This window comes from Mesorhizobium sp. M0195, assembly GCF_040322115.1.
Lineage (GTDB): Bacteria > Pseudomonadota > Alphaproteobacteria > Rhizobiales > Rhizobiaceae > Mesorhizobium.
Map to the genome: position 1 here is coordinate 1 of NZ_JAMYSV010000041.1, position 20422 is coordinate 20422.

Annotated in this window: 22 protein-coding genes and 2 pseudogenes; 11 read left to right on the forward strand and 13 right to left on the reverse strand. The window is 61.5% G+C overall.

Features of this window, described 5'->3' with window-relative positions; translation table 11 throughout:
- Positions 1-133: pseudogene (locus NKJ12_RS30870) on the reverse strand (co-chaperone GroES); the annotation flags it as partial.
- 418 nt (positions 134-551) lie between these two features.
- Here NKJ12_RS30870 and NKJ12_RS30875 point away from each other — a divergent pair.
- The 3 genes from NKJ12_RS30875 to NKJ12_RS30885 all read left to right on the forward strand — a co-directional run bounded on the left by NKJ12_RS30875 (position 552) and on the right by NKJ12_RS30885 (position 1524).
- A complete protein-coding gene (locus tag NKJ12_RS30875) occupies positions 552-914 on the forward strand; it encodes a S46 family peptidase (protein ID WP_352707389.1) in 363 nt (120 codons plus the stop codon).
- Between the two features lie 4 nt (positions 915-918).
- Positions 919-1071, forward strand: a complete 153-nt coding sequence (locus NKJ12_RS30880) for a hypothetical protein (RefSeq protein WP_352707391.1) — start codon at positions 919-921, stop codon at positions 1069-1071.
- Between the two features lie 66 nt (positions 1072-1137).
- The gene (locus NKJ12_RS30885; protein ID WP_352707417.1) at positions 1138-1524 is read left to right on the forward strand and encodes a S46 family peptidase; all 387 of its coding nucleotides are present in this window, start codon (positions 1138-1140) and stop codon (positions 1522-1524) included.
- An 803-nt stretch (positions 1525-2327) separates the two neighbouring features.
- On the opposite strand, the pseudogene NKJ12_RS30890 reads toward NKJ12_RS30885, so the two are convergent.
- From NKJ12_RS30890 to NKJ12_RS30940, 11 genes and pseudogenes are all read right to left on the reverse strand, one after another.
- A pseudogene (locus NKJ12_RS30890) lies at positions 2328-2493 on the reverse strand (NrtR DNA-binding winged helix domain-containing protein); the annotation flags it as partial.
- Between the two features lie 103 nt (positions 2494-2596).
- Positions 2597-2863: an aspartate 1-decarboxylase gene (locus NKJ12_RS30895; protein WP_352707419.1), complete on the reverse strand. Its 267-nt coding sequence runs from the start codon at positions 2861-2863 to the stop codon at positions 2597-2599.
- Positions 2864-2931: 68 nt separating this feature from the next.
- The gene (gene bioZ / locus NKJ12_RS30900) at positions 2932-3915 is read right to left on the reverse strand and encodes a 3-oxopimeloyl-[acyl-carrier-protein] synthase BioZ (protein WP_352707393.1); all 984 of its coding nucleotides are present in this window, start codon (positions 3913-3915) and stop codon (positions 2932-2934) included.
- On the reverse strand, positions 3912-5177 hold the full coding sequence (locus NKJ12_RS30905) for an adenosylmethionine--8-amino-7-oxononanoate transaminase (RefSeq protein WP_352707395.1): 1266 nt from the start codon (positions 5175-5177) through the stop codon (positions 3912-3914). Before NKJ12_RS30905 ends, bioZ begins: the two co-directional genes overlap by 4 nt.
- Complete coding sequence (gene bioD, locus NKJ12_RS30910; RefSeq protein ID WP_352707397.1) at positions 5177-5812, reverse strand: dethiobiotin synthase; 636 nt, start codon at positions 5810-5812, stop codon at positions 5177-5179. Before bioD ends, NKJ12_RS30905 begins: the two co-directional genes overlap by 1 nt.
- A gap of 11 nt (positions 5813-5823) precedes the next feature.
- The gene (locus NKJ12_RS30915; RefSeq protein ID WP_352707399.1) at positions 5824-6963 is read right to left on the reverse strand and encodes an 8-amino-7-oxononanoate synthase; all 1140 of its coding nucleotides are present in this window, start codon (positions 6961-6963) and stop codon (positions 5824-5826) included.
- A complete protein-coding gene (gene bioB, locus NKJ12_RS30920; protein WP_352707421.1) occupies positions 6960-7958 on the reverse strand; it encodes a biotin synthase BioB in 999 nt (332 codons plus the stop codon). Before bioB ends, NKJ12_RS30915 begins: the two co-directional genes overlap by 4 nt.
- A 95-nt stretch (positions 7959-8053) precedes the next feature.
- Positions 8054-8908, reverse strand: a complete 855-nt coding sequence (gene nadC, locus NKJ12_RS30925; RefSeq protein WP_352707401.1) for a carboxylating nicotinate-nucleotide diphosphorylase — start codon at positions 8906-8908, stop codon at positions 8054-8056.
- Complete coding sequence (locus tag NKJ12_RS30930) at positions 8908-10449, reverse strand: L-aspartate oxidase (protein ID WP_352707403.1); 1542 nt, start codon at positions 10447-10449, stop codon at positions 8908-8910. The genes nadC and NKJ12_RS30930 overlap by 1 nt, the downstream gene beginning before the upstream one ends.
- Complete coding sequence (nadA, locus tag NKJ12_RS30935) at positions 10446-11420, reverse strand: quinolinate synthase NadA (protein ID WP_352707405.1); 975 nt, start codon at positions 11418-11420, stop codon at positions 10446-10448. Before nadA ends, NKJ12_RS30930 begins: the two co-directional genes overlap by 4 nt.
- A 66-nt stretch (positions 11421-11486) precedes the next feature.
- Positions 11487-12455 (reverse strand): NUDIX hydrolase, encoded by a 969-nt coding sequence (locus NKJ12_RS30940; protein WP_023722073.1) that lies wholly within the window; start codon positions 12453-12455, stop codon positions 11487-11489.
- 172 nt (positions 12456-12627) lie between these two features.
- Between NKJ12_RS30940 and panB the strand changes: the two genes are divergently transcribed.
- The 6 genes from panB to NKJ12_RS30970 all read left to right on the forward strand — a co-directional run bounded on the left by panB (position 12628) and on the right by NKJ12_RS30970 (position 16757).
- Complete coding sequence (panB, locus tag NKJ12_RS30945; protein WP_352707407.1) at positions 12628-13488, forward strand: 3-methyl-2-oxobutanoate hydroxymethyltransferase; 861 nt, start codon at positions 12628-12630, stop codon at positions 13486-13488.
- Positions 13485-14345: a pantoate--beta-alanine ligase gene (panC, locus tag NKJ12_RS30950; RefSeq protein WP_352707409.1), complete on the forward strand. Its 861-nt coding sequence runs from the start codon at positions 13485-13487 to the stop codon at positions 14343-14345. The genes panB and panC overlap by 4 nt, the downstream gene beginning before the upstream one ends.
- A 94-nt stretch (positions 14346-14439) precedes the next feature.
- Positions 14440-15165 (forward strand): LuxR family transcriptional regulator, encoded by a 726-nt coding sequence (locus NKJ12_RS30955; RefSeq protein ID WP_352707412.1) that lies wholly within the window; start codon positions 14440-14442, stop codon positions 15163-15165.
- 93 nt (positions 15166-15258) lie between these two features.
- Positions 15259-15891: an acyl-homoserine-lactone synthase gene (locus NKJ12_RS30960; protein WP_352577954.1), complete on the forward strand. Its 633-nt coding sequence runs from the start codon at positions 15259-15261 to the stop codon at positions 15889-15891.
- 22 nt (positions 15892-15913) lie between these two features.
- Complete coding sequence (locus tag NKJ12_RS30965; RefSeq protein ID WP_352484151.1) at positions 15914-16288, forward strand: transcriptional regulator domain-containing protein; 375 nt, start codon at positions 15914-15916, stop codon at positions 16286-16288.
- A gap of 157 nt (positions 16289-16445) precedes the next feature.
- Positions 16446-16757, forward strand: a complete 312-nt coding sequence (locus NKJ12_RS30970; RefSeq protein ID WP_245278728.1) for a DUF2285 domain-containing protein — start codon at positions 16446-16448, stop codon at positions 16755-16757.
- A 176-nt stretch (positions 16758-16933) separates the two neighbouring features.
- Here NKJ12_RS30970 and NKJ12_RS30975 read toward each other — a convergent pair whose 3' ends face one another.
- Positions 16934-17224, reverse strand: a complete 291-nt coding sequence (locus NKJ12_RS30975; protein WP_352707414.1) for a hypothetical protein — start codon at positions 17222-17224, stop codon at positions 16934-16936.
- Positions 17225-17560: 336 nt separating this feature from the next.
- Here NKJ12_RS30975 and glmS point away from each other — a divergent pair, with 336 nt between their 5' ends.
- The gene (gene glmS / locus NKJ12_RS30980; protein ID WP_352707415.1) at positions 17561-19384 is read left to right on the forward strand and encodes a glutamine--fructose-6-phosphate transaminase (isomerizing); all 1824 of its coding nucleotides are present in this window, start codon (positions 17561-17563) and stop codon (positions 19382-19384) included.
- Between the two features lie 461 nt (positions 19385-19845).
- The gene (locus NKJ12_RS30985) at positions 19846-20061 is read left to right on the forward strand and encodes a helix-turn-helix domain-containing protein (RefSeq protein ID WP_352453550.1); all 216 of its coding nucleotides are present in this window, start codon (positions 19846-19848) and stop codon (positions 20059-20061) included.
- Positions 20062-20422 lie beyond the last annotated feature (361 nt).

Below are 20422 nucleotides of genomic sequence, written 5' to 3' on the forward strand. Positions count from 1 at the left end.
CGATGATCTCGCCTTCCTGCGGCTTTTCCTTAGCCGTATCGGGGATGATGATCCCGCCCGCGGTCTTGGATTCGGATTCGACCCGGCGAACGACCACGCGGTCATGCAGCGGCCGGAAATTCGACTTTGCCATTTTTGGATTTCCCTGGTGCGGATGTTGAACGGTTCTCCGTTGCCGGAGCGTGTTTAGCACTCACCAGAAGCGAGTGCTAACGCGGCAGTGAGATAGGCCGTAGGCTCCTGCTAGTCAAGACGGAAGAGGGACGGGCGAAGAGCAAACGAGCGTGGAAGCACCGAGCCTTTTACGTGAACGACGTCGGAGATCGGACATGGATGGGGCGGCTCACCATTTGCAACTTATTCATTTGGCACGATTGGTGCAGCGGATGATCCGCAAACGTTGCGCGCGACCGATATAATGAGAGGTGAGCGCCATCAGGATTCCTGCGTTAACCGTCCACTCGGTCTTTACGGTGTGGCCGCCGCGCGGGCGCCAGGACTCCGGCCATCCCGATAGTCACCAATCCAATCTGCGGAGAACAGGAGGCAAGATGAGAGCGACAGTCAGCACGAACTCGAATTTGAAATGTTTGGCCAAAGCAACTGCCATCGCCTTGCTCTGGACGGTCACGGCTACATCGGCGGACGAAGGTATGTGGATGCCGGGCCAGACTGCGGAAGTGTGCGCGGCCATGCGCGCGGATGGGCTCCAGATCGATCCCGCCCAGCTGGGCCGTCTAGACGCTGACCCGCTCAACGCGATCGTATCACTGGGCGGATGCTCCGCCTCGTTCGTCAGTCCACAAGGGCTGGTCGCAACCAATCATCATTGCGTGTTAGAATCCATCCAATACCACAGCAAGGAGGGCCAGGACTATCTCACAGACGGCTTTCTGGCGAAGAGCCCTGGGTGAAGAATTGCCCGCGGCGCCAGGCAGCCGCATCTATGTGATCGAGGACATGCGGGATGTGACCGCCGAAATGCTCAAGAGCGTCTCGGACAAGCTGAACGGGTTTGCCCGCTATGAGCGGCTCGCCACGAACAAAAAAGGCCCTGATCGCCGCATGTGAAGGACAGCCCAATCGCTCGTTGCGACGTATGGCGGCGTCTCCTACTATCTCCTCCAGAAGCTCGAAATTGAGGACGTGCGCCTCGTCTATGCGCCCGCGCTCGGCATCGGCAACTTCGGCGGCCAAACGGACAACTGGATGTGGCTGCGCCACACGGGCCACTTCGGCTATTATCGCGCCTATGTCGCTCCTGATGGTTCCTCCCGGCCATATGCGCGCGACAATGTGCCTTACCGGCCGAAGAGTTGGCTACCCATAGCCTGTGAAGGCGTCAAGGAAGGCGACCTTGTGATGGTCGCCGGCTTTCCCGGCGCAACCCACCAATTCCTGACCGTGGATGAAGTCCGGTTCAACTTCGCGCAATTCGAACCGCGGTTGCAGCGTTCGCTCTCGGATTATCCCGCCCAGATCAATCAGGCAACGGCAGGCAATCGCGAGGCGCAGATCCATTGACCGCCCGCTTCACAAATTGGCTCGGCCTAAAACGCATGGGAAAAGCAGAAAAGGCAACAGATCGGCACCAGAATGAATATGGCCGCGCGAACTGACAGACGCGCCAACAATCGGCATCTCGCATGGTCGGTGGCACTGGACGTGGCTCCCACCCTGCTGGCGCGACTCCCCATCAGGTCGTCGGGGTTTCGCTGGCGAAAAAACTTCCGCGTGTCTCTGCGCGATCCATCCCGCTTGCGCGTGCCTAGTCAACCAAAAAACTGACCATCTGCAGGATCAGGATCAGCAAAAAAAAGCCAAAGGCAGACGCCAAAACAGCTGCCAGCAGGACGATGCGTTGTTTCTTCACCCACAGTTCCCCCGGGAGAGAGTCTAATGATAATCCTTAAAAAAAGGCGCCCTGGAACAAGGCGCCCCACGCTCATTTGTGCAAGTTTAAAGTTTAGCTTGCCTGCTTTATGTAATTATACGTTTTCTTTTATGCAACACTTTCCAAGTGTTACTTGCACAAATCGAACGTATCGCACATTTAGACGAACTGTACATTCGACAGCGACTTTGACGCATGCGTTTACTGGCGGTATACATCCTTCACCGTTGCCGCAAGGCATTGGCCCACTCGCGCGGCACCTCCTTCACGACAAAGGTTGAAAGCCCGTCCTCGGGCGTTTCATTTCCAAGATCACTTCGATCCACTCATACGGGCTTCCCGAGCGAGACCGTGGGTTCGGACTTGCGAATGAATTTCTCGTTATAATCGAATTGATTATAAGGGTATATTTCTACGTTGAGTATAAAGGATGTCAAGCCCGCGCCAGCGGCAATTTTGTCCGGGCGACCGCCGTTTCGTCGAGGACATGGTGGCGGAAGCGATAAAGCTTCGCCGGCCGACCGCCGGTATCAAAAGCACTTTCGCCGGTCTCCTCCACCAGTTCCTGCTGCTCCATCCAACCGGCGAAAGTTCTGCTGAAGCGCCCCTGCCGATGTAATCGTCAACGCCGTCCGCGTCAGCGCATTGCCATCGGCGAGAAGCCGACGACATTGTTGATGACGAACGTAACGATCCGCGGCTTCAGACAGGAATGTGCGCTTCGTCCAGATGGATGGAGTGGGCTGGCAGGTTCCGGGCGGCCGCGCCGTTGAGGATGCAGCATCGAGAGCCGCGCTCGCCGAGGATGACATAGGTCGAGATTCGCGCGCCGGAAGTCTTGCTCCATGTCTTCACGAATCCATTGGCAGGATCCCGGGTTCTTCGCGTGGTCAGGGTCGAGCAGTATCGAACCGTGGTAGTTGAGCTTTGCTCGGTGACGTGGATGCCGTGCAGCTTGCCGGCGACTATTTTCGCATTGGTCCCGTTGTCCTATTCATCTCACAAAGTCAGTCCTGATGTTGAGCAGCTTCGCTGGGCTAAATCCCGACGACGAGCGCCCCGCCGCTGAGTCCCGCACCTGCCGCCGCCAGGAGTATTTTCTCGCCCGGCCGAAACGGCTCCGCTTGATTGGCGAGCGACAGTGAGAGCGGGATCGTCGCGGCGGAAGAGTTGCCATATTCGGCGATCGTCTTGACGATCAGGTGATCGGCAACGCCGAGGTTTCGCCCGACCGCATCGAAAATGCGAGCATTGGCCTGATGCGGCACGAACCGGTCGACATCGTGTGGTCGCACTCCGGCAGCGGCTAGCGCGCTTATCGAGCAATCGGTCATCATCTCGACGGCCTTTGCGAACACTTCGCGGCCGTCGGTCATCGTCATTCGGGTTTGCGCGAGGTCGAGGTCACCGTGGAACGGGATGTTGCTTCCTCCTGCGGGAATCTGGATCAGGCCGTATCGCGAGCCGTCCGAATCCACGGAGGCACCGAGAATCCCCCGACCAGTATCCTCGCACGGACCGATCACGACGGCGCCGGCGGCATCGGCAAACAGCACGGCGCTGGCGCGCTCAGAGGGATTGATGCGGCGGCTGAGGATATTGGCGGCGATAACAAGGCTCGCTTTGCCGTGCAGGCGGGTAAATCCGTCCGCAAACATCAGCGCATAGATGAAGCCGGCGCAGGCGCCGGTCAGATCGACAGCGCCGGCGCGGCCGAGCCCCAGCCGATGTGCGATCAGGGGCGCGCTGGGCGGCAGGAGGTGATCGGGCGTCGAGGTGGCAAGCAGCAGCAGACCGATGTCGTGGCGCGCAATGCCGGCGCTGGCCAGCGCCATGGCGCCGGCCTGCGCAGCAAGACCAGACAGCGTGTCTTCGTCCGTTGCCCAGAAGCGCGACCGGATTCCAGTACGCCGCTCGATCCAGCCCGGTTCGAGGCCGAGATTGTTCTCAATTTCGGCATTCTCCACTTTGCGCCCAGGCGCATGATGGCCAAACCCGAGAATGCGCGACGACCCGGTCATGGCTTCGAACCGAAGCGTTCGCCGGCCTCCTCGATGGCGTCATAGAGCCCGTCCAGTTCCTCGCCGGTGATGCAATAGGGCGGCAGAAGGTAGAGGACATTGCCGAGCGGGCGCACGAGCAGGCCGCGCTCGAGGAAAAATGCGCGCAGCTTCGGCCCGATCTCGGCCAGATAGCCGGCAGAGCCGGCGCGCAGGTCGAGAGCCAGGATCGTGCCGATCGCGCGGCTGTCGGTGAAGTTGGCATTGTCGCGAAAGCGTCGAAACCCGGCGGCCTGTCTCTCGCTCAAGGCCGCGATCCGCTCGGCCACCGGCTCGTCACGCCAGATCTCGACATTGGCGAGTGCTGCCGCGCAGGCAATCGGATTGGCCGTGTAGGAACTCGAGTGGAAAAACGTCTTCTTGCGATCCGCTGAATAATGAGCCTGGAAGATCGCATCGGTGGCAAGCGTGGCCGCCAGCGGGATCACGCCGCCGGTCAAGCCTTTGGAGGTGCACAGGATATCTGGAGAAATCGATGCCTGCTCGCAGGCGAACATGCTCCCGGTGCGGCCCCAGCCGGTCATCACCTCGTCGGCAATCAGCAGCGTGCCGGAGGCTTCGGCAATCTTCTTCAATCCGGTCAGAACCGAGGCCGGATACATCAGCATGCCGCCGGCGCCAAGCACGAGCGGTTCGACGATCAGCGCGGCGGCGCGCCGGTCGCGGGAGACTGCCTCGAATCTATCCAGCGTTTCCTGCTCGCGGCCGGCGGCCGGGAAGGGAATGGTGTCGACCTCGAACAGCAAGGGTTCGTAGGCGGCGTTGAACACGCCACGCGCACCGACGCTCATCGTGCCGATGGTGTCGCCGTGATAGCTGTGCTCCATGACGGCGATGCGCGAGCGCGGAGCGCCGGTGTTGCGGAAATAGCCGAGCGCCATCTTCAGCGCGACTTCGACGGAGGTCGAGCCGCTGTCCGAATAGAACACCCAGTCGAGTCCGGAGGGAGCGAGACCGACAAGCGCCTTGGCCAGGCGTTCGGCCGGTTCGTGAGTGAAGCCAGCGAAGATAATCTGGTCGAGGCTCGACGCGGTCGTCTCGATAGCCTTTATGATGCGCGGATGGCGGTGGCCATGCGTGACGACCCACCAGGATGAGATGGCGTCCAGGATGCGCGCGCCATTGGCTTTGTGGAGATAGGCGCCTTCAGTCAGGACGATTTTAGGGGTCGAAGGCTCGAGCGCGTGCTGGGTGAAGGGATGCCACACACGGGAATGCGACATCACTCGCCTCCGGCAATCAAAGCGAGGTCGAAGCCGGCAATCATCGCTTGTCTCAGCGTTTTGTCCGTCAGCGGATCGAGGTGCGGCAGCCTGCCGAGTTGCGGCACGTCGCCGAATTCCACGATCGTCCGTTGCGTATCGGTCATCTCATCGCCGATGAAGGCGATGCCAGCCAGCGGGATAGCGCGCGCCCGCAGGGCCTCAATCGACAGCAGGGTGTGATTGATTGTTCCGAGCGCGGTGCGGGCGCACAGAATGACCGGCAACTGCCATTGCTCGAATATGTCGATGAACCTTGTCCGGCGGTTCAGCGGCACCATCAGCCCGCCGGCGCCTTCGATGACGAGCGGTGTCGGCAGGACCGGAAACGAAACATCGGCAGCCTCGATCGAAACGTCGTCGATTTCGGCCGAACGATGCGGCGAAAGCGGGCTCTTCAAGCGGTAGGCTTCCGGCAGCACGCGCCCCGACGGCAGCCCGGCAAGTCGCGCAACCGCCTCGCTGTCGGTCTCGCCGTCGAGGCCCGATTGCACCGGCTTCCAGTAGAAACCGTCAAGCAGGCCGGCAAGCCCGGCCGAAAACACCGTCTTGCCAATTCCGGTGTCTGTTCCGGTGATGACGATGCGCTTGGTCATGTCGCCTCCGGTCATGTCTGAGCCAACACCTCGACGAGCGCCTCGACCATGGCGGAAATGTCGGCTTCGCTGATATTGAGCGTCAGTGAGATGCGCAGCCGCGACGTGCCCTCGGGCACGGTCGGCGGACGAATGCCGCGTATGTCGAAGCCGCGGCCCTGCAGGCGCGCCGCCACTGCCATGGTGCGGCTGACGTCGCCGATGACAACTGGCTGGATCTGCGAGCCGCTGGGCTTTACGCCGCAGCGATCGGCCAACTGGCGGCTCGCGAAAGCGACCCGCTCATGCAGCTGAACACGCCGCATAGGCTCGTCGGCGAGCATTGCGAGCGCTTCCCGCGCCGCGACCGCCATCAGCGGCGATGGCGCGGTGGCGTAGATGAATGGCCGGCAACGGTTGATCAGATACTCGCACAGTGTCCTCGGCCCGGTCACGAGCCCACCAGATGCGCCGAGCGCCTTGCTGCAGGTGTGGAGCGCGACGATGTTGTCGCGGCCCTCGAAAGCGGCGGCCAGCCCCCGGCCGTCCGGTCCCCAGACGCCGGTGGCGTGCGCCTCGTCAATGACGATGAATGCGTCGTGCCGATCGGCAAGCGCGACCAGGCTCTCCATCGGCGCGCGGTCGCCATCCATGCTGTACAGGCTTTCGACCACGATCCACACGCGCCCCGCGCCGCCTTCGGCGCGCCAACGCTTGATCGCGTCCTCGACAGCATCGACGTCGTTGTGCGCGGCCAGCACCAACTGTGCGCGCCCGGCCTGCGCACCCTCATGCATGCTGGCATGGGCGAGCTCATCGAGGACCAAAAGATCGCCCTTCTGCGGCAGCGCAGTCAGCAGAGCGAAGTTGGCGATGTAGCCGCTGCCGAAGAACAGCGCGCGGTTCGCGCCGAAGAACGCCGCCGCGTCTGCCTCGAGCTGCTCGTGTTCCGGTGCATTGCCGCGCAACAGCCGCGACCCGGTGGCGCCAACCGGCGTGCCCCGCGCAATCGCCGCCGCAACCGCTTCGCCAAGTCTTTTGGAGGCGGCAAGCCCGAGATAGTCGTTCGACGAGAAGTCGAGGCCGGCGCGCGGCTTCAGCGTCCGCAGCCGGTCCTTGCGCGCCAGTCCCTGCAGGGTCGCCTCATAGCGGGCAAGTGGTGCCCCGTTCATTGCGCCTCGAGTTCCATCGGCTCGATGCCGAGGCGCCGGAACAGCAGGGTATCTTTGTCCTCGCCGGGATTGTCCGCCGTCAGCAGCGTGTCGCCGACGAAGATCGAGTTGGCGCCGGCAAAAAAGCACAGCGCCTGCATCTCGTCGGTCATGGCCGTACGGCCGGCGGAAAGACGGATATGCGATTTCGGCATCATGATGCGGGCCAGCGCGATCACGCGCACGAATTCGATCGGCTCGATCGGCTTGGCGTCGGCAAGCGGGGTGCCGGGGATCGGGATCAGCATGTTGATCGGAACGCTTTGCGGATGTTCCGGCAGGTTGGCCAGCGTCACCAGCATGTCGATCCGGTCCGCCGGCTCCTCGCCCATGCCGACAATGCCGCCGCAGCAGACCTTGATGCCGGATTGGCGAACGTGCTCGAGCGTCTCGAGCCGCTCGGCAAAGCTCCGCGTGCTGATGATCTCGCTATAGTAGCGTTCCGACGTATCGATGTTGTGGTTGTAAAAGTCGAGACCAGCCTGCTTCAGTCGAGCGGCTTGCTCAAGATCGAGCATGCCGAGCGTCATGCAGGTCTCCATGCCCAGCGCCTTGACGCCTTCGACCATCGCCACCACCGCATCCATGTCGCGCGCCTTGGGGTTTCGCCAGGCCGCGCCCATGCAATAGCGGGTCGCGCCGGCGTCACGCGCCTTGGTCGCCTCGGCGACGACGCGCCGGACCTCCATCAGCTTCGACGCCTTCAGGCCGGTCTCGTGATGCGCCGACTGGCTACAATAGCCGCAATCCTCCGGGCATCCGCCCGTCTTGATGCTGAGCAGCCGGCTGAGCTGGACCTTGTTGGGATCGAAATTCTGGCGGTGCACGGTTTGCGCGAGGAAGAGGAGATTGTTGAAGGGGGCATCGTGAAGTGCCTGAGCCTTCTCCAGGGTCCACGCTCCAGGGTCAGGGGATTGAGCCTGTGGCGATGACTGCGTTGGACTGGCTGTTTGCATGTCCATGCTGTTCCTCCGGTTCTGCCTTGCTTTGCTGTCTGATTGACGACGATCGGAAAGGACAGTTGATTCGATCCTGTTCGTTCCTCAGACAATCATGAGCCCCAATAGTCGAGGCCGATATCCAGGATCGGCGCGCTGTGGGTCAGGCGGCCGACCGAAATCAGATCGACGCCGGTCGCGGCAATCGCTCGCGCTGTATCGGATGCGATCCCGCCAGAAGCCTCGGTGATAGCACGGCCGCCAACGATTGCGACGGCGCGGCGAAGATCGGCGAGGGACATGTTGTCGAGCAGAACCGCATCGGGAGCGAAGCCAAGTACCTCCTCCAACTGGGCCAGCGTATCGACCTCGACCTCGATCTTGACGAGATGACCGGCCCGTCTTCGTGCTCGCTCGAGCGCCGGGCGAACGCCGCCTGCGATGGCGATGTGGTTATCCTTGATCAGAATTGCGTCGTCGAGGCCGAAGCGGTGATTGGATCCGCCACCTGCGCGCACGGCGTATTTTTCGACTGCCCGCAATCCGGGCGTCGTCTTGCGCGTGCAGACGATCTTCGCGCCATATCCACGAACCGCGGCGACGATCGATGCCGTTGCTGTAGCGATGCCGCTCAGATGGCACAAAAAATTGAGTGCCGTCCGTTCGGCTGTGAGAATGGCCCGGGCAGGGCCAACCACTGATGCAATGACCTCTCCATCCATGACATTGGAGCCGTCTGCCCGCTCCACCGAGATTTCGATATCAGGATCAATCAAGCGGAAAGCGAGCATCGCCAGATCGAGGCCGGCGACAACTCCGGACTGGCGCGCCGCCAGCACGGTTCCCGCTTGGTGTGCCTTCGGGATGATGGCCTCCGTGGTCAAGTCGCCGGCTCTGCCAAGGTCTTCAAGAAGAGCTGCCCTTACAAGCGGCTCAAGCATGACCGTGGGAAGCGGTGAGAACGTCATCACTTTGCCCCTTCGAGCCTTGGCGAGTGTCCGAGTTCCCGCGCAGCGGCCAAAGCGGCTTCGAGGGTGATTTCGGACCGTCGGGCGACAGTCGCATGATGAGGAAAGTCTGTCCGGTAATGAGCGCCGCGGCTTTCTTCGCGCAACAGGGCGGCAACCGCGATCATTAGCCCGACAGCCGCCGGATCCGAGGCCGCGTCCTTGCTTTCGGCGAGCGGCAACAAGGTATATGCGGCTGCTTTCAAACCTTCACCATCCCGGACGATGCCCAGTGCACGCGACAGGAAAACACGCACGGGTGTCGGCGCGGGCGATGGGTAAACGTCCGCAAACGCACGCTTTGTTCTGCGAGCAGGCGTTCCGGCGACACTTTCAGCGACCCAGCGCGCGCACACGGCGGCCTCGGTCAAGGAATTGCTGGCGAGCCTGTTGGCGCCATGCAGTCCTGTCGAAGCGACTTCGCCGCAGGCCCACAGCCCCTTGACGGAGGTCCTACCGGAGCCGTCCACGGCAACGCCACCCATGTGGTAGTGTTGGGCCGGACGAATGGGGATGAGATCGCGCGCGGGATTGATGCCGGCTCCACGACAGGCTGATGCGATTGTCGGGAAGTGTCGAGCAAATTCCGGGCCAGGCCGTTGCCGCGCGTCGAGAAAAACACGGTGGCCGTTGGCAAGATGGTTCCAGACGGCGCGCGCCAAGACATCACGAGGCGCAAGTTCCGCCCCTGGCACGCTCTGGAGAAAAGCCTGGCCGGTTTCGTCGATCAGGGCAGCACCTTCGCCGCGGACGGCCTCGCTGAGCAGCACCATAGGGCGTTCCGGGCCGTCAAGCGCGGTCGGGTGGAACTGGATGAACTCGAGGTCGGCAAGGACAGCTCCAGCGCGGGCCGCAAGCGCCAGGCCCTGTCCGCAACTGCCCGAAGGATTCGTGGTGTCGAGAAACAGTCCCCCGATCCCACCGGTGGCGAGGACGACCCGCCGTGAGCCGAAGAAGACAGGTCCGATCGAACAGCTCGCCCAGACGCCTCGGATCGCATTCTCTCGCACCGCCAGTCGGCGCGCTTCCACGCCCTCCACGACAACAATCGACGGAGTGGAACGCACAGCCGCGATCAGGGCACGCATGATCTCACGCCCGGTGCCGTCACCATGCGCATGAACGATGCGACGTCGGCTGTGTGCGGCCTCCAATCCGAGGCACAGTGATCCTTTCGACGTACGGTCGAAGGGAACCCCAAAGCGCGCAAGCCCCTCTATCGCCTTGGGCGCGGCTTGGAGGATGCGGCTCGCCACGTCTGTGTCGCAGAGACCATCCCCGGCGGCAAGCGTATCGGCCAGGTGCAGTTCCGGATCGTCGTCTTCGCCGAAACTTGCAGCCAGACCACCCTGTGCCCACGTGCTCGAATTGTCAGCTCCCAGCAGCGTCCTGGACAGAAGCAGCACCGGCTCCGGCGCCAGTTGAAGCGCGGTCATCAATCCGGCGATGCCGCCGCCGATGATGATGGGCCGCCCGAAGAAGCTGCGGACATCGGCGCTCAAATTGCCAGCATCCGTTCGACCGCAAGCCGCGCGCGCCCGGCGATCCCGGGTTCGATGGTTACGATATGGTGGTTCTGCTCGAGCGCCATGCGGATGTTGGCAAGCGTGATCCGCTTCATGTGAGGGCACAAATTGCAGGGCCGGATGAACTCGACCTCTGGGTGCGCTAACGCGACGTTGTCGCTCATCGAGCACTCGGTCATCAGCATGACACGTGCCGGCCTTTGCCTGTCGACATAGTCGGACATGGCAGCGGTCGAGCCGGAAAAATCTGCTTCAGCCACGACGTCGGGCGGGCATTCGGGATGCGCGAGCACGATCACGCCGGGATGGCTTTCGCGCAACTCGCGGATGTCGGCCGGTGTAAAGCGCTCATGCACCTCGCAATGCCCTTTCCAGGCGATAATCTGCACATCGGTCTGGGCGGCGATATTCTGGGCCAGATATTCGTCCGGCAACATGATCACCCGGGGAACGCCAAGGGATTGGACGACCGCCTTGGCGTTGCCGGATGTACAGCAGATATCCGACTCGGCTTTCACTTCGGCCGACGTGTTGACATAAGTGATGATCGGCACGCCGGGATAACGCTGGCGCATCAAGCGCACGTCTTCTGCCGTGATCGATTCCGCCAACGAACAGCCTGCCCGCAGGTCGGGAATGAGCACCGTCTTTTGCGGATTGAGCAGCTTGGCCGTTTCGGCCATGAAATGTACGCCAGCCAGCACGATGACTTGCGCCTCGATCGTCGCAGCCGTGCGGGCCAGTGCCAAGCTGTCGCCGACGATGTCGGCCACGCAATGGAAGATCTCGGGGGTCTGATAGTTGTGCGCCAGGATGATGGCGTTGCGCTCGCGCTTCAGTGCAATGATCGCCTCGATATCCTCGACGAAAGCCGGCCATTCGATCGGCGGGATCACTCGTCGGACGCGCTCGTAGAGAAACGCGGTCGCAGGCAGCATGGCGCTCATCGACCCCTCCAGCTTATACTCTAGTTGAAAATAACCAGCATATACTTGCTGTGAGTATAAGCGATGTCAACCCCGCGCCAGCGGCAATTTTGTCCCGGCGATGACCCTCTCGTCGAGAACGGCGTGGCGGAACCGGTAAAGCTTCGCTGGCCGGCCGCCGGTCTCCGCGGTTGCCTCTCCGGTCTCTTCGACCAGCTCCTGCTGCTCGATCAGCCGGCGAAAGTTCGGCTTACGCACGAGCCTGCCGGCAAGCGCCTCCACGGTTCGCTGCAGCTGCAAAAGCGTGAAGACCGGCGGCATCAGCTCAAAGACGACCGGCCGGTATTTGATCTTGGAGCGCAGCCGCGCAATGCCGGTCGCCACGATGCGGCGATGATCGGCGACCATGGACTTGCTAGGCACCAGCGGAGGCAGCGTCGCGTCCCGTCCGCTTCCGGCCTCTTGGACCAGGCCTGCTTCGTAGACTAACTCATAGCGTTGAAGCGTGAGTTCCTCGTTCCAAAGGCGGTCGTCGAAGCCGAAGGCTATCGTCGCCCGCTGCCAGCGTTCACGTCGCGTGGCCGCGTCGCTGACGCCGTCTGCCCATTCAATCAGGCGCGGTCGCAGAACGTCCAGCACGACCGGAGGCGTGCCGGAGCGGTGGTCCTCCCATGGAAAATATTCATACCAGCTCTGCCAGCCGCACTTGGGCGAGCCAGCTGCCTGTTCCTTGCGGGTCAATGCGAGATAGCTGATGGAGATGACGCGCTGCTGGCGCTCGGCGCCGATGCGATCCCGATCCGCGAAGGTGTAGAGTTGCTCAATATACCCCAGCGGATGGCCGGTCTGCTGCTCGACCCACCCCCTCAAACCGGATTGCAGCGATCGGTGCTCAAGCGCAAATGGTCCGGAGGGCAGGGTGTCCGCCTGGCCGATGGTGAGGACACAGGGTTCACTGTCGTTTACGGCGACGACAAAGGCGATCAGGTCCACTTTGACTTCGTCGGCCTTGACGGCGGCTCTGTCTTTCCTGGGTCCTTTTGCCTGATCGTCCATGTTCGCGAAAGTGGTTGGCCAGCTCGGGAGCGCCTGAATCGATTAAATGTAAGCGCGCCTGTCCGCGCGTCAACACCGCACAGCTGCACGGCCATTTTTAGCTCTTCGCACTTGCACAAAAATGTGGCAAACGCGACACCCGCGGTTGGTAACGTTGGGGAAGGAGGGTCCATTGAGTGCGTTTGGTGACACCAAGGCGATCACACCGCCGGATATTCATTCGCGCAAAGGTGGGACGCCGCTCGTCTGTCTTACCGCCTACACGACCCCAGTCGCCCGGCTTGTCGATCCCCATTGCGATGTGGTGCTGGTCGGCGACAGCGTCGGCATGGTTCTCCACGGCCTGCCCTCGACGCTCGGTGTGACGCTGGAGATGATGATCATTCACGGCCAGGCCGTGCGCCGTGGCCTCGAGCAGGCGCTGATGGTCGTCGACCTGCCGTTCGGTTCCTTCGAGGAAAGCCCCGAGCAGGCTTTCCGCAATGCCGCGCGCGTCATGGCCGAGACCGGCTGCGCGGCCGTCAAGCTCGAAGGCGGCGAAACGATGGCAGAGACGATCGGCTTCCTCGCCGCGCGCGGCGTGCCGGTCATGGCCCATGTCGGCTTGACGCCGCAGGCGATCAACACCATCGGTGGCTACCGCGTGCAGGGCAGAGGCGGGGATGCCGAGCGCATCAGGCGCGACGCGCTTGCGGTGAGCGAAGCGGGCGCCTTTGCGGTCGTGCTGGAGAAGGTTCCCGAGGCGCTCGCCCGCCGGATCACCGGGGAGGTGGCGACCCCGACCATTGGCATCGGTGCCTCGGCAGCCTGTGACGGCCAGATTCTCGTCGTCGACGACATGCTGGGCCTCTTCGGCGACTTCCGGCCCAAATTCGTCAAGCGCTATGCTGAACTGGGGGAGGCCGCTGCGGCTGCGATCGCGGCCTATGCGCGGGAAGTGAAGGAGCGCCAGTTTCCGGCCGCCGAGCACGTGTTTGCCGATGCGCCCAAGCCCGCCGACGGGGACGCCACCAAGAGCGGAGAAGCAGCGTGAGCGTGCCGATTGTCAGGAGCGTTGCCCAGCTTCGCCAAATCGTCGCCGCATGGCGCCGCGAGGGCGTGAGGATTGCCGTGGTGCCAACGATGGGCGTCCTGCATAAGGGTCATCTCAGCCTGGTGCGCGCGGCACTCGAGAAGGCCGACCGGGTGATCGTGACGCTCTTCGTCAACCCGAAGCAATTCAACAGCCAGGCCGATCTCGCCGCGTATCCGAGCACCGAGGACGAGGATGCCGCCAAGCTGGCACCGCTTGGCGCGCACCTGCTTTATGCGCCGGATGCAGAGGAAATGTATCCGGCGGCCTTCGCCACGACCGTTTCGGTGTCCGGTGTCAGCGAGGGCCTGTGCGGTGCCTTCCGGCCGGGACATTTCGATGGCGTGGCGACCGTCGTCGCCAAGCTCTTCCTGCAGACCAGCGCTGACTTCGGCTTCTTTGGCGAAAAGGACTTTCAGCAGCTTCAGCTAGTCAGGCGTATGGCCCGGGACCTGGATATTCCAATCACCATTGTTCCTTGTCCGACAGTCCGCGAAGCCGACGGTCTTGCACTATCATCGCGCAATGTCCGGCTCTCGCCAGCAGAGCGTGCTGTTGCCCCCGAGCTACCATCGGTCTTGCTCGAGACGGCTGAGCGGCTTGCCCGCGGCTCGCCCGTCCTGCCAACGCTTGCCGAAGCGCGCGCAGCAATTCTGGCTGCGGGCTATCGCGAGGTCGAATACCTGGAACTTCGCGACGAGGCAGATCTGCGACCCATGACAAGCCTTGACCGACCTGCACGCTTGCTTGTCGCGGCCTGGCTCGGCGGCACACGGCTCATAGACAACGTCAGAATATCACGGGTTTCAACAGATTAACGGGGTTCTCGGCACGCGCTGTATCCGTCCGGGATCGTTTAAAACAAGGTCTCTGCCTGGCATCGAGCGATCACGGAGGTTACGCAAAGCGCAAATGCATCGCGTGTTTGAGAACTTCGTCGAGCAACTGTCTGCAAGTGTTGATGCTGCCGATCTCCGTGAGGCAATGGCATCCGCTGCAGCCGGCTTCGATTTTCCGCTATTCGCCTATTTCACTTACCCGTCGGCCCCCGGCGACGCCCCGCAATTGATCTCAAACTATCCTTCATCCTGGACATCACGTTATCTGCAACAGCGGTACCACAGTCTTGATCCGGTCATCCTGCGCGGGCTGCAAGGCTGGGATACCTTCGATTGGGGTGTGGATCGCGCTCGGCACTGTCTGCCGAATTCGCAGCAACAAATTCTGGAGAGTGCGGCTGAGTTTGGCATCCGGGGCGGCCTGACGATGTCCATGCATGATCATCGCGGCCGGTTTGCTGCCCTGACCTTTGCTTCCGACGAGTCCCGTCCGCCTCTGTTGCGGTCACTGACACGTTACGAAAAAGCATTGCAGCTGGTGGCCATCAACTTTCATATCCATGTCCGGCGCAGGCTCGCCGACGATCGCGTGGTGGATGGTGTAACGCTCACCCCGCGGGAGTTCGAGTGCCTGAAATGGGCGGCGCGCGGCAAGTCGGCTTGGGATATCAGCCAGCTTCTCGGCGTCTCAAAGCGCACCGTGACCTTTCACCTGGAAAACGCCAAGGCAAAGCTTGGCGTTCGAACGATCAACCAGGCCGTTGCACGACTGGCTGCCTCCGGCCAGGCGAGATCCTGATTCTTCGGCCACGATAGCTGTAAACCTCTACAGGCTGCATCGCTGCCAGCTTTGCCCTTCCATGGCGGGAACACATCCCGCACGGAGGCGACCATGATGCAGCTGATAACACCAGACCTTTACAACGAGTTCGCAAGCGAGCTCAAAGAGATGCACGGGCTCAGGTTTCGGGTGTTCAAGGAAAGGCTCGATTGGGAAGTTGATACCGAAGACCAGATGGAAACAGACCCGTTTGATGGTCTGAAGCCTGTCTATCTGCTCCTCAAGGGATCCGACTGGCGAATTCGCGGTTGCGTGCGTCTTTTGCCCAGCACCGGACCCACAATGTTGCGCGACACGTTCCCGGTGCTGCTGGGTGCTGACGTCGTGCCCTCGACTGCCGACATATGGGAGAGCAGTCGTTTCGCGCTCGATCTCCCTCCGTCGGCGCCCAAGGCAGCGGGCGGGCTGGCCCAGGCAACCTACGAGCTCTTCGCGGGCATGATCGAGTTCGGCTTGGCCAAGGATCTGACCCGGATCGTAACGGTGACGGATACGCGCATGGAACGGATCCTTCGCCTCGCGACGTGGCCATTGTCGCGCATCGGACAACCCAAGTCCGTCGGCAAAACGGAGGCGGTGGCCGGGTTTCTCGAGATTTCCCGCGCGAGCCTTTTGCGCATCCGCAGCAGGGGACGTCTGAGCGGACCGGTACTGTGGCAACCGGTTCTAGGCCCGTCGGCATAGCGCCATTGTGGACACCTGAGCCGTGAAGGATGCAGGTCTGCCCAAGGAAGCGACGGTCGGTCTTGTATGCTGGCCGGACTGGCGTCGTCACGAAGCTTACCACTACGCCAGACGATTGCCACGCACTGCCTGGGCCTGGGAGTTTCTTCGGCGCAATCCACAATTCCAGCGCGACCACGCCAAAATGGCACCGTCCGCCTGCATTGTCGGAGCCCAGGCCGACATGAAGATAATCGAGTTGACGACAGGATCATCTTTCCTAAGACAATGGAGCCTCCTTTTTCGCGGACGCGCCACAGTCGGACGCTACGTCGGCAAGGGTCTTTTGGGATCCGCGCGACTGCGCCCGTATTCTACGAGCGGCCGCGGAGCCGGTTGGGCTCGACCACGATTTTGAACCGCTTGATCTCTCTTCGCTCTCATGCTGCAAGGACATCCTGCTGACACCTGCCGGCGTGCAGCACGTGCTGCTGAGGGAGGACTGCCGGAGTCTGCAGATCGCCCTTTCCGGTGCATCCGTTCTCCGCCCGTTGCGGCTATATGTCGACGCGATCGTGCAGCCGCAGCACCTGAAGTTCCATGTCGCTGCCCTTCAGTTCCTGAACGACATCAATGGTTGCGGCCGCCTGGCAGCTGCTTGCTTTCCGCCGGAACCCCGCGGAGCGCGTCTGCGTATCGTGCTCCAGGCTTTGGACGGCTCGCTTGCGGGAGCATCTCATCAGGAGATCGCCATTGCCCTGTTTGGGAGACGCCGTGTCGAAGAAGATTGGTCTCATCCAGGTAGCCATCTTCGCGATCAGGTGCGTCGCGCCATCCAACGTGGCCGCTACCTGATGGGCGGCGGCTATAGACAGTTCCTGATGTAATTCGGGTGACAGCTTGGTGATTGTCTTATTCGAAAACGCGCAGGCATCAATCTCCATTTCTCACTGCTATTGTGCCTTGTACAAGACGTGACACGCGCCTAGTTCTTCCGCTGCGGGAATCCGGTTTGAGTAATACGGACGAAGCACTGAGAACCAACGTTTTCGTGATAGTGCATTCATGCCCCGAGAATCCTGATGACCGTTACGAACCCCGACAAAGCCGGCGCTGACTGAAACGGTCGCTGAACGTGCTCTGTGGCCTGCGCCGCCTGACTCTCGGTTTCGGCCATGCCGACCAACAGCGTATTGATAGGCCATCGCGGGCTAAGCTCTACCGGCGAAAGCGGCGTCAACAGCGGCAGGCAATCAGAAACTTGATCGGCGGCGACGATGATTATGATCAACGTGACGAACACGTGAATCATGCCGACGGCGCCCACGCTGCCGATGATGATGATGCCGATCATGCGTCGCTGATGCTGCCTAACTACAGTGCTTGTGATCACGCCGATCACCGCGTGATTACGAGCGGCGGCGCTTCGTGTCAGGTGCGTAGCCGGGATGGTCGCGCATGGCCGATTGGTCCTTCGTGCCGCGGGGTGTGGGCTTGCGTTCGGTCATGAGGGCGTCAGGCGCAACGAGAAGTTTAGATCAGGGGCTCATCCATGTGGTGGATGATAGTTATCCCTACAATCAATTGTACCAATATTACCGAATACTACTACAAGGTCCCGAATGAACGCGGCCGGATGGGCATCCGTCTCGCGTGGGCTGAAGCTGCCGGCAAGAATGGGGAGACGAACATGTGCGGGATTGTTGGCATCATTGGGCAACAGCCGGTGTCGGATCGGTTGGTCGACGCATTGAAGCGTTTGGAATATCGCGGCTATGATTCCGCCGGCGTTGCGACGATCACCGAAGGTGCCTTGCACCGCCGGCGCGCCGAGGGCAAGCTCGTCAATCTCGAGAGGAGACTGAAGGAAGAGCCGCTGAGCGGCAACATCGGCATCGGCCACACGCGTTGGGCAACCCATGGGGCCTCGACGGAACGCAATGCGCACCCGCACTTTACCGACGGTGTCGCCGTCGTCCATAACGGGATCATCGAGAATTTCACCGAGCTGAAGGACGAATTGGCGGCGGCTGGCGCCGAGTTCCAGACCGACACCGACACCGAGGTCGTCGCGCATCTCTTGGCAAGACACCGCCGGGACGGCATGAGGCGGCAAGACGCGATGCGTGCCATGCTGAAACGCCTCAGGGGCGCCTATGCGCTTGCTGTCCTCTTTGAAGATGATCCGTCGACCATCATGGCGGCGCGCAATGGACCACCGCTGGCGATCGGTCACGGCGACGGCGAGATGTTCCTGGGTTCCGACGCGATCGCGCTTGCTCCCTTCACCAATGAAATTACCTATCTCATCGAGGGCGACTGGGCCATTGTCGGCAATTCGGGCGCCCATATCTTCGATTTCGACGGCCATCCCGTCGAGCGTCCGCGCCATACCTCCACGGCCGCGGCCGATCTGGCCAACAAGGGCAACCATCGCCACTTCATGGAGAAGGAAATCTACGAGCAGCCCGAAGTCATCGCCCATGCTCTCCGTCACTATAGCAACATCATAGAGAATCGCGCCGACACGGTTTCTGGCATCGATTTCGCCAGGATCCCGAGCTTGGCGATCTCGGCCTGCGGGACCGCCTATCTCGCCGGACTGATCGGAAAATACTGGTTCGAGCGCTATGCGCGCCTGACAGTTGAAATCGACGTTGCGTCCGAATTCCGTTACCGCGAGATCCCGTTGTCGCCGCAGTCGGCGGCTCTTTTCATTTCGCAGTCCGGCGAAACCGCTGATACGCTCGCATCGTTGAGGTACTGCAAGGAGCGTGGGCTGAAAATTGGCGCTATCGTCAATGCCTGCGAATCGACCATCGCTCGGGAGGCCGATGCGGTCTTCCCGATCCTTGCCGGACCGGAGATCGGCGTCGCCTCCACCAAGGCTTTTACCTGCCAGCTTGCCGTTCTAGCCGCACTTGCCATCGGCGCCGCCAGAGCCCGCGGGACCGTAACCGAAGACGAGCTCCAGGCGCTCGTCCGGAGCCTCGCCGAAGTGCCGCGCGTCATGGGCCAGGTACTCAACAGCATCCAGTCGGAGATGGAGTTCCTGTCGCGCGAACTGTCAAAGTGTCGTGACGTCCTGTATCTCGGCCGTGGCACCAGTTTCCCGCTAGCGATGGAAGGTGCGCTGAAGCTCAAGGAGATTTCCTACATCCATGCCGAGGGCTATGCGGCGGGTGAATTGAAGCACGGTCCGATCGCATTGATAGACGACAACATGCCAGTGATCGTCATCGCGCCCCATGATCGCTTTTTCGACAAGACCGTCTCCAACATGCAGGAAGTGGCTGCCCGTGGAGGGCGGATTATCCTCATCACCGATGAAAAAGGGGCAGCCGCATCGAAACTCAACACCATGCACACGCTCGTGTTGCCGGCTGTCGACGAGATTATCGCGCCGATGATCTTCTCGCTGCCGATACAGCTTCTTGCCTACCACACGGCGCTCTTCATGGGCACAGACGTAGACCAGCCGCGCAATCTCGCAAAATCGGTCACGGTCGAATGATTGTGAACCTTTACAGCTGGCGATGCTTGTCCATCTTCGCTGCATCGGCGGTGGAAATTGGTCGAAGGTATCAGCGTCCGCGAGGCTGGGTGGACGGTGCCGCGAATAGCCACTGGAGGCGTCAGTGAGAGTTCGAGTTGCTGTTCAAGAAAGCGATCGGGGAGAATGAGTCGTGTAGGATCGCAGGTCGAATGCGCTACAGCCGATCAGGCCATCTCATGGCGGGCAGGTTCTTAGAACTTGATCAGAAGCAGGTGAGCCGCCATATTCCGACCCGGCTGCCAATTTCAAGTGGCCCATTCCATGGATGAGGCCGGTCCGGCCGAATGGACGTCCATTTTTTTGATTTGCTGGGTGTGCGCCAAGGGTCGGGGAGGAAATCTCCCGATTTGTCAGGCGCTCCCATCTTCTTGGAGATGTTTATGAAGGATTCGCGCATTCCCGAGCCAGTCTTGACGGCTATGTCGCAGGGGACCCACATCATCCGCGCTTATCGTGAGCACCTTGGGTATTCAATCGAGGACCTCGCGGTCGCGTGCGGGCTTGCCGCTCAGGAAATCCAAAACATCGAGCGGGGTCTAAAGTACAATAAGGGCTATCGGAATCGGATAGCGAGATCGCTGTCCATACCTGTGGGAATTCTTGAGGCAGAGTCGGACATATCGGACGCCGCCTGATCAGTCGGATAATCTGCAATGGGTGGAAGACCGCTCTTGTGATGTGACGTTTGCGGCTGATAGTCGTCGCTTGATTCCGTTGGACGGGAATGCCTTCTGGCGCAGTACCGCCAAGAGAATTCTCGTCCACTGTCCGAGTCAGGAACTGCACACGGGCTCGCCGAACAGGAAGTTGGAACGCTTCGTCATGCTGTCTTAGGCGATATAGCCGCCCGGAGTGCTGCGACACGTGCACGATAGCATTGGCCCGCGAGGATGGATTGCTAACGGCGAACCCATGCTGGTCGGCAAGGCGATACTGGCTGGAGCATCAACTCGGCCGACGAGAGTGGCCCCCCATCCTAGGCAGGATCGGCCGACA

Coding starts and splice junctions, on each gene's coding strand:
- NKJ12_RS30960 (WP_352577954.1), top strand. CDS start 15,259: ATGATGCAGCTGATAACACCAGACCTTTACAACGAGTTCGCAAGCGAG.
- NKJ12_RS30915 (WP_352707399.1), bottom strand. CDS start 6,963: ATGAACGGGGCACCACTTGCCCGCTATGAGGCGACCCTGCAGGGACTG.
- NKJ12_RS30985 (WP_352453550.1), top strand. CDS start 19,846: ATGTCGCAGGGGACCCACATCATCCGCGCTTATCGTGAGCACCTTGGG.
- NKJ12_RS30875 (WP_352707389.1), top strand. CDS start 552: ATGAGAGCGACAGTCAGCACGAACTCGAATTTGAAATGTTTGGCCAAA.
- NKJ12_RS30955 (WP_352707412.1), top strand. CDS start 14,440: ATGCATCGCGTGTTTGAGAACTTCGTCGAGCAACTGTCTGCAAGTGTT.
- bioD (WP_352707397.1), bottom strand. CDS start 5,812: ATGACCAAGCGCATCGTCATCACCGGAACAGACACCGGAATTGGCAAG.
- nadA (WP_352707405.1), bottom strand. CDS start 11,420: ATGAGCGCCATGCTGCCTGCGACCGCGTTTCTCTACGAGCGCGTCCGA.
- bioZ (WP_352707393.1), bottom strand. CDS start 3,915: ATGACCGGGTCGTCGCGCATTCTCGGGTTTGGCCATCATGCGCCTGGG.
- NKJ12_RS30975 (WP_352707414.1), bottom strand. CDS start 17,224: ATGATCGGCATCATCATCATCGGCAGCGTGGGCGCCGTCGGCATGATT.
- bioB (WP_352707421.1), bottom strand. CDS start 7,958: ATGCAAACAGCCAGTCCAACGCAGTCATCGCCACAGGCTCAATCCCCT.
- NKJ12_RS30940 (WP_023722073.1), bottom strand. CDS start 12,455: ATGGACGATCAGGCAAAAGGACCCAGGAAAGACAGAGCCGCCGTCAAG.
- NKJ12_RS30905 (WP_352707395.1), bottom strand. CDS start 5,177: ATGTCGCATTCCCGTGTGTGGCATCCCTTCACCCAGCACGCGCTCGAG.
- nadC (WP_352707401.1), bottom strand. CDS start 8,908: ATGACGTTCTCACCGCTTCCCACGGTCATGCTTGAGCCGCTTGTAAGG.
- glmS (WP_352707415.1), top strand. CDS start 17,561: ATGTGCGGGATTGTTGGCATCATTGGGCAACAGCCGGTGTCGGATCGG.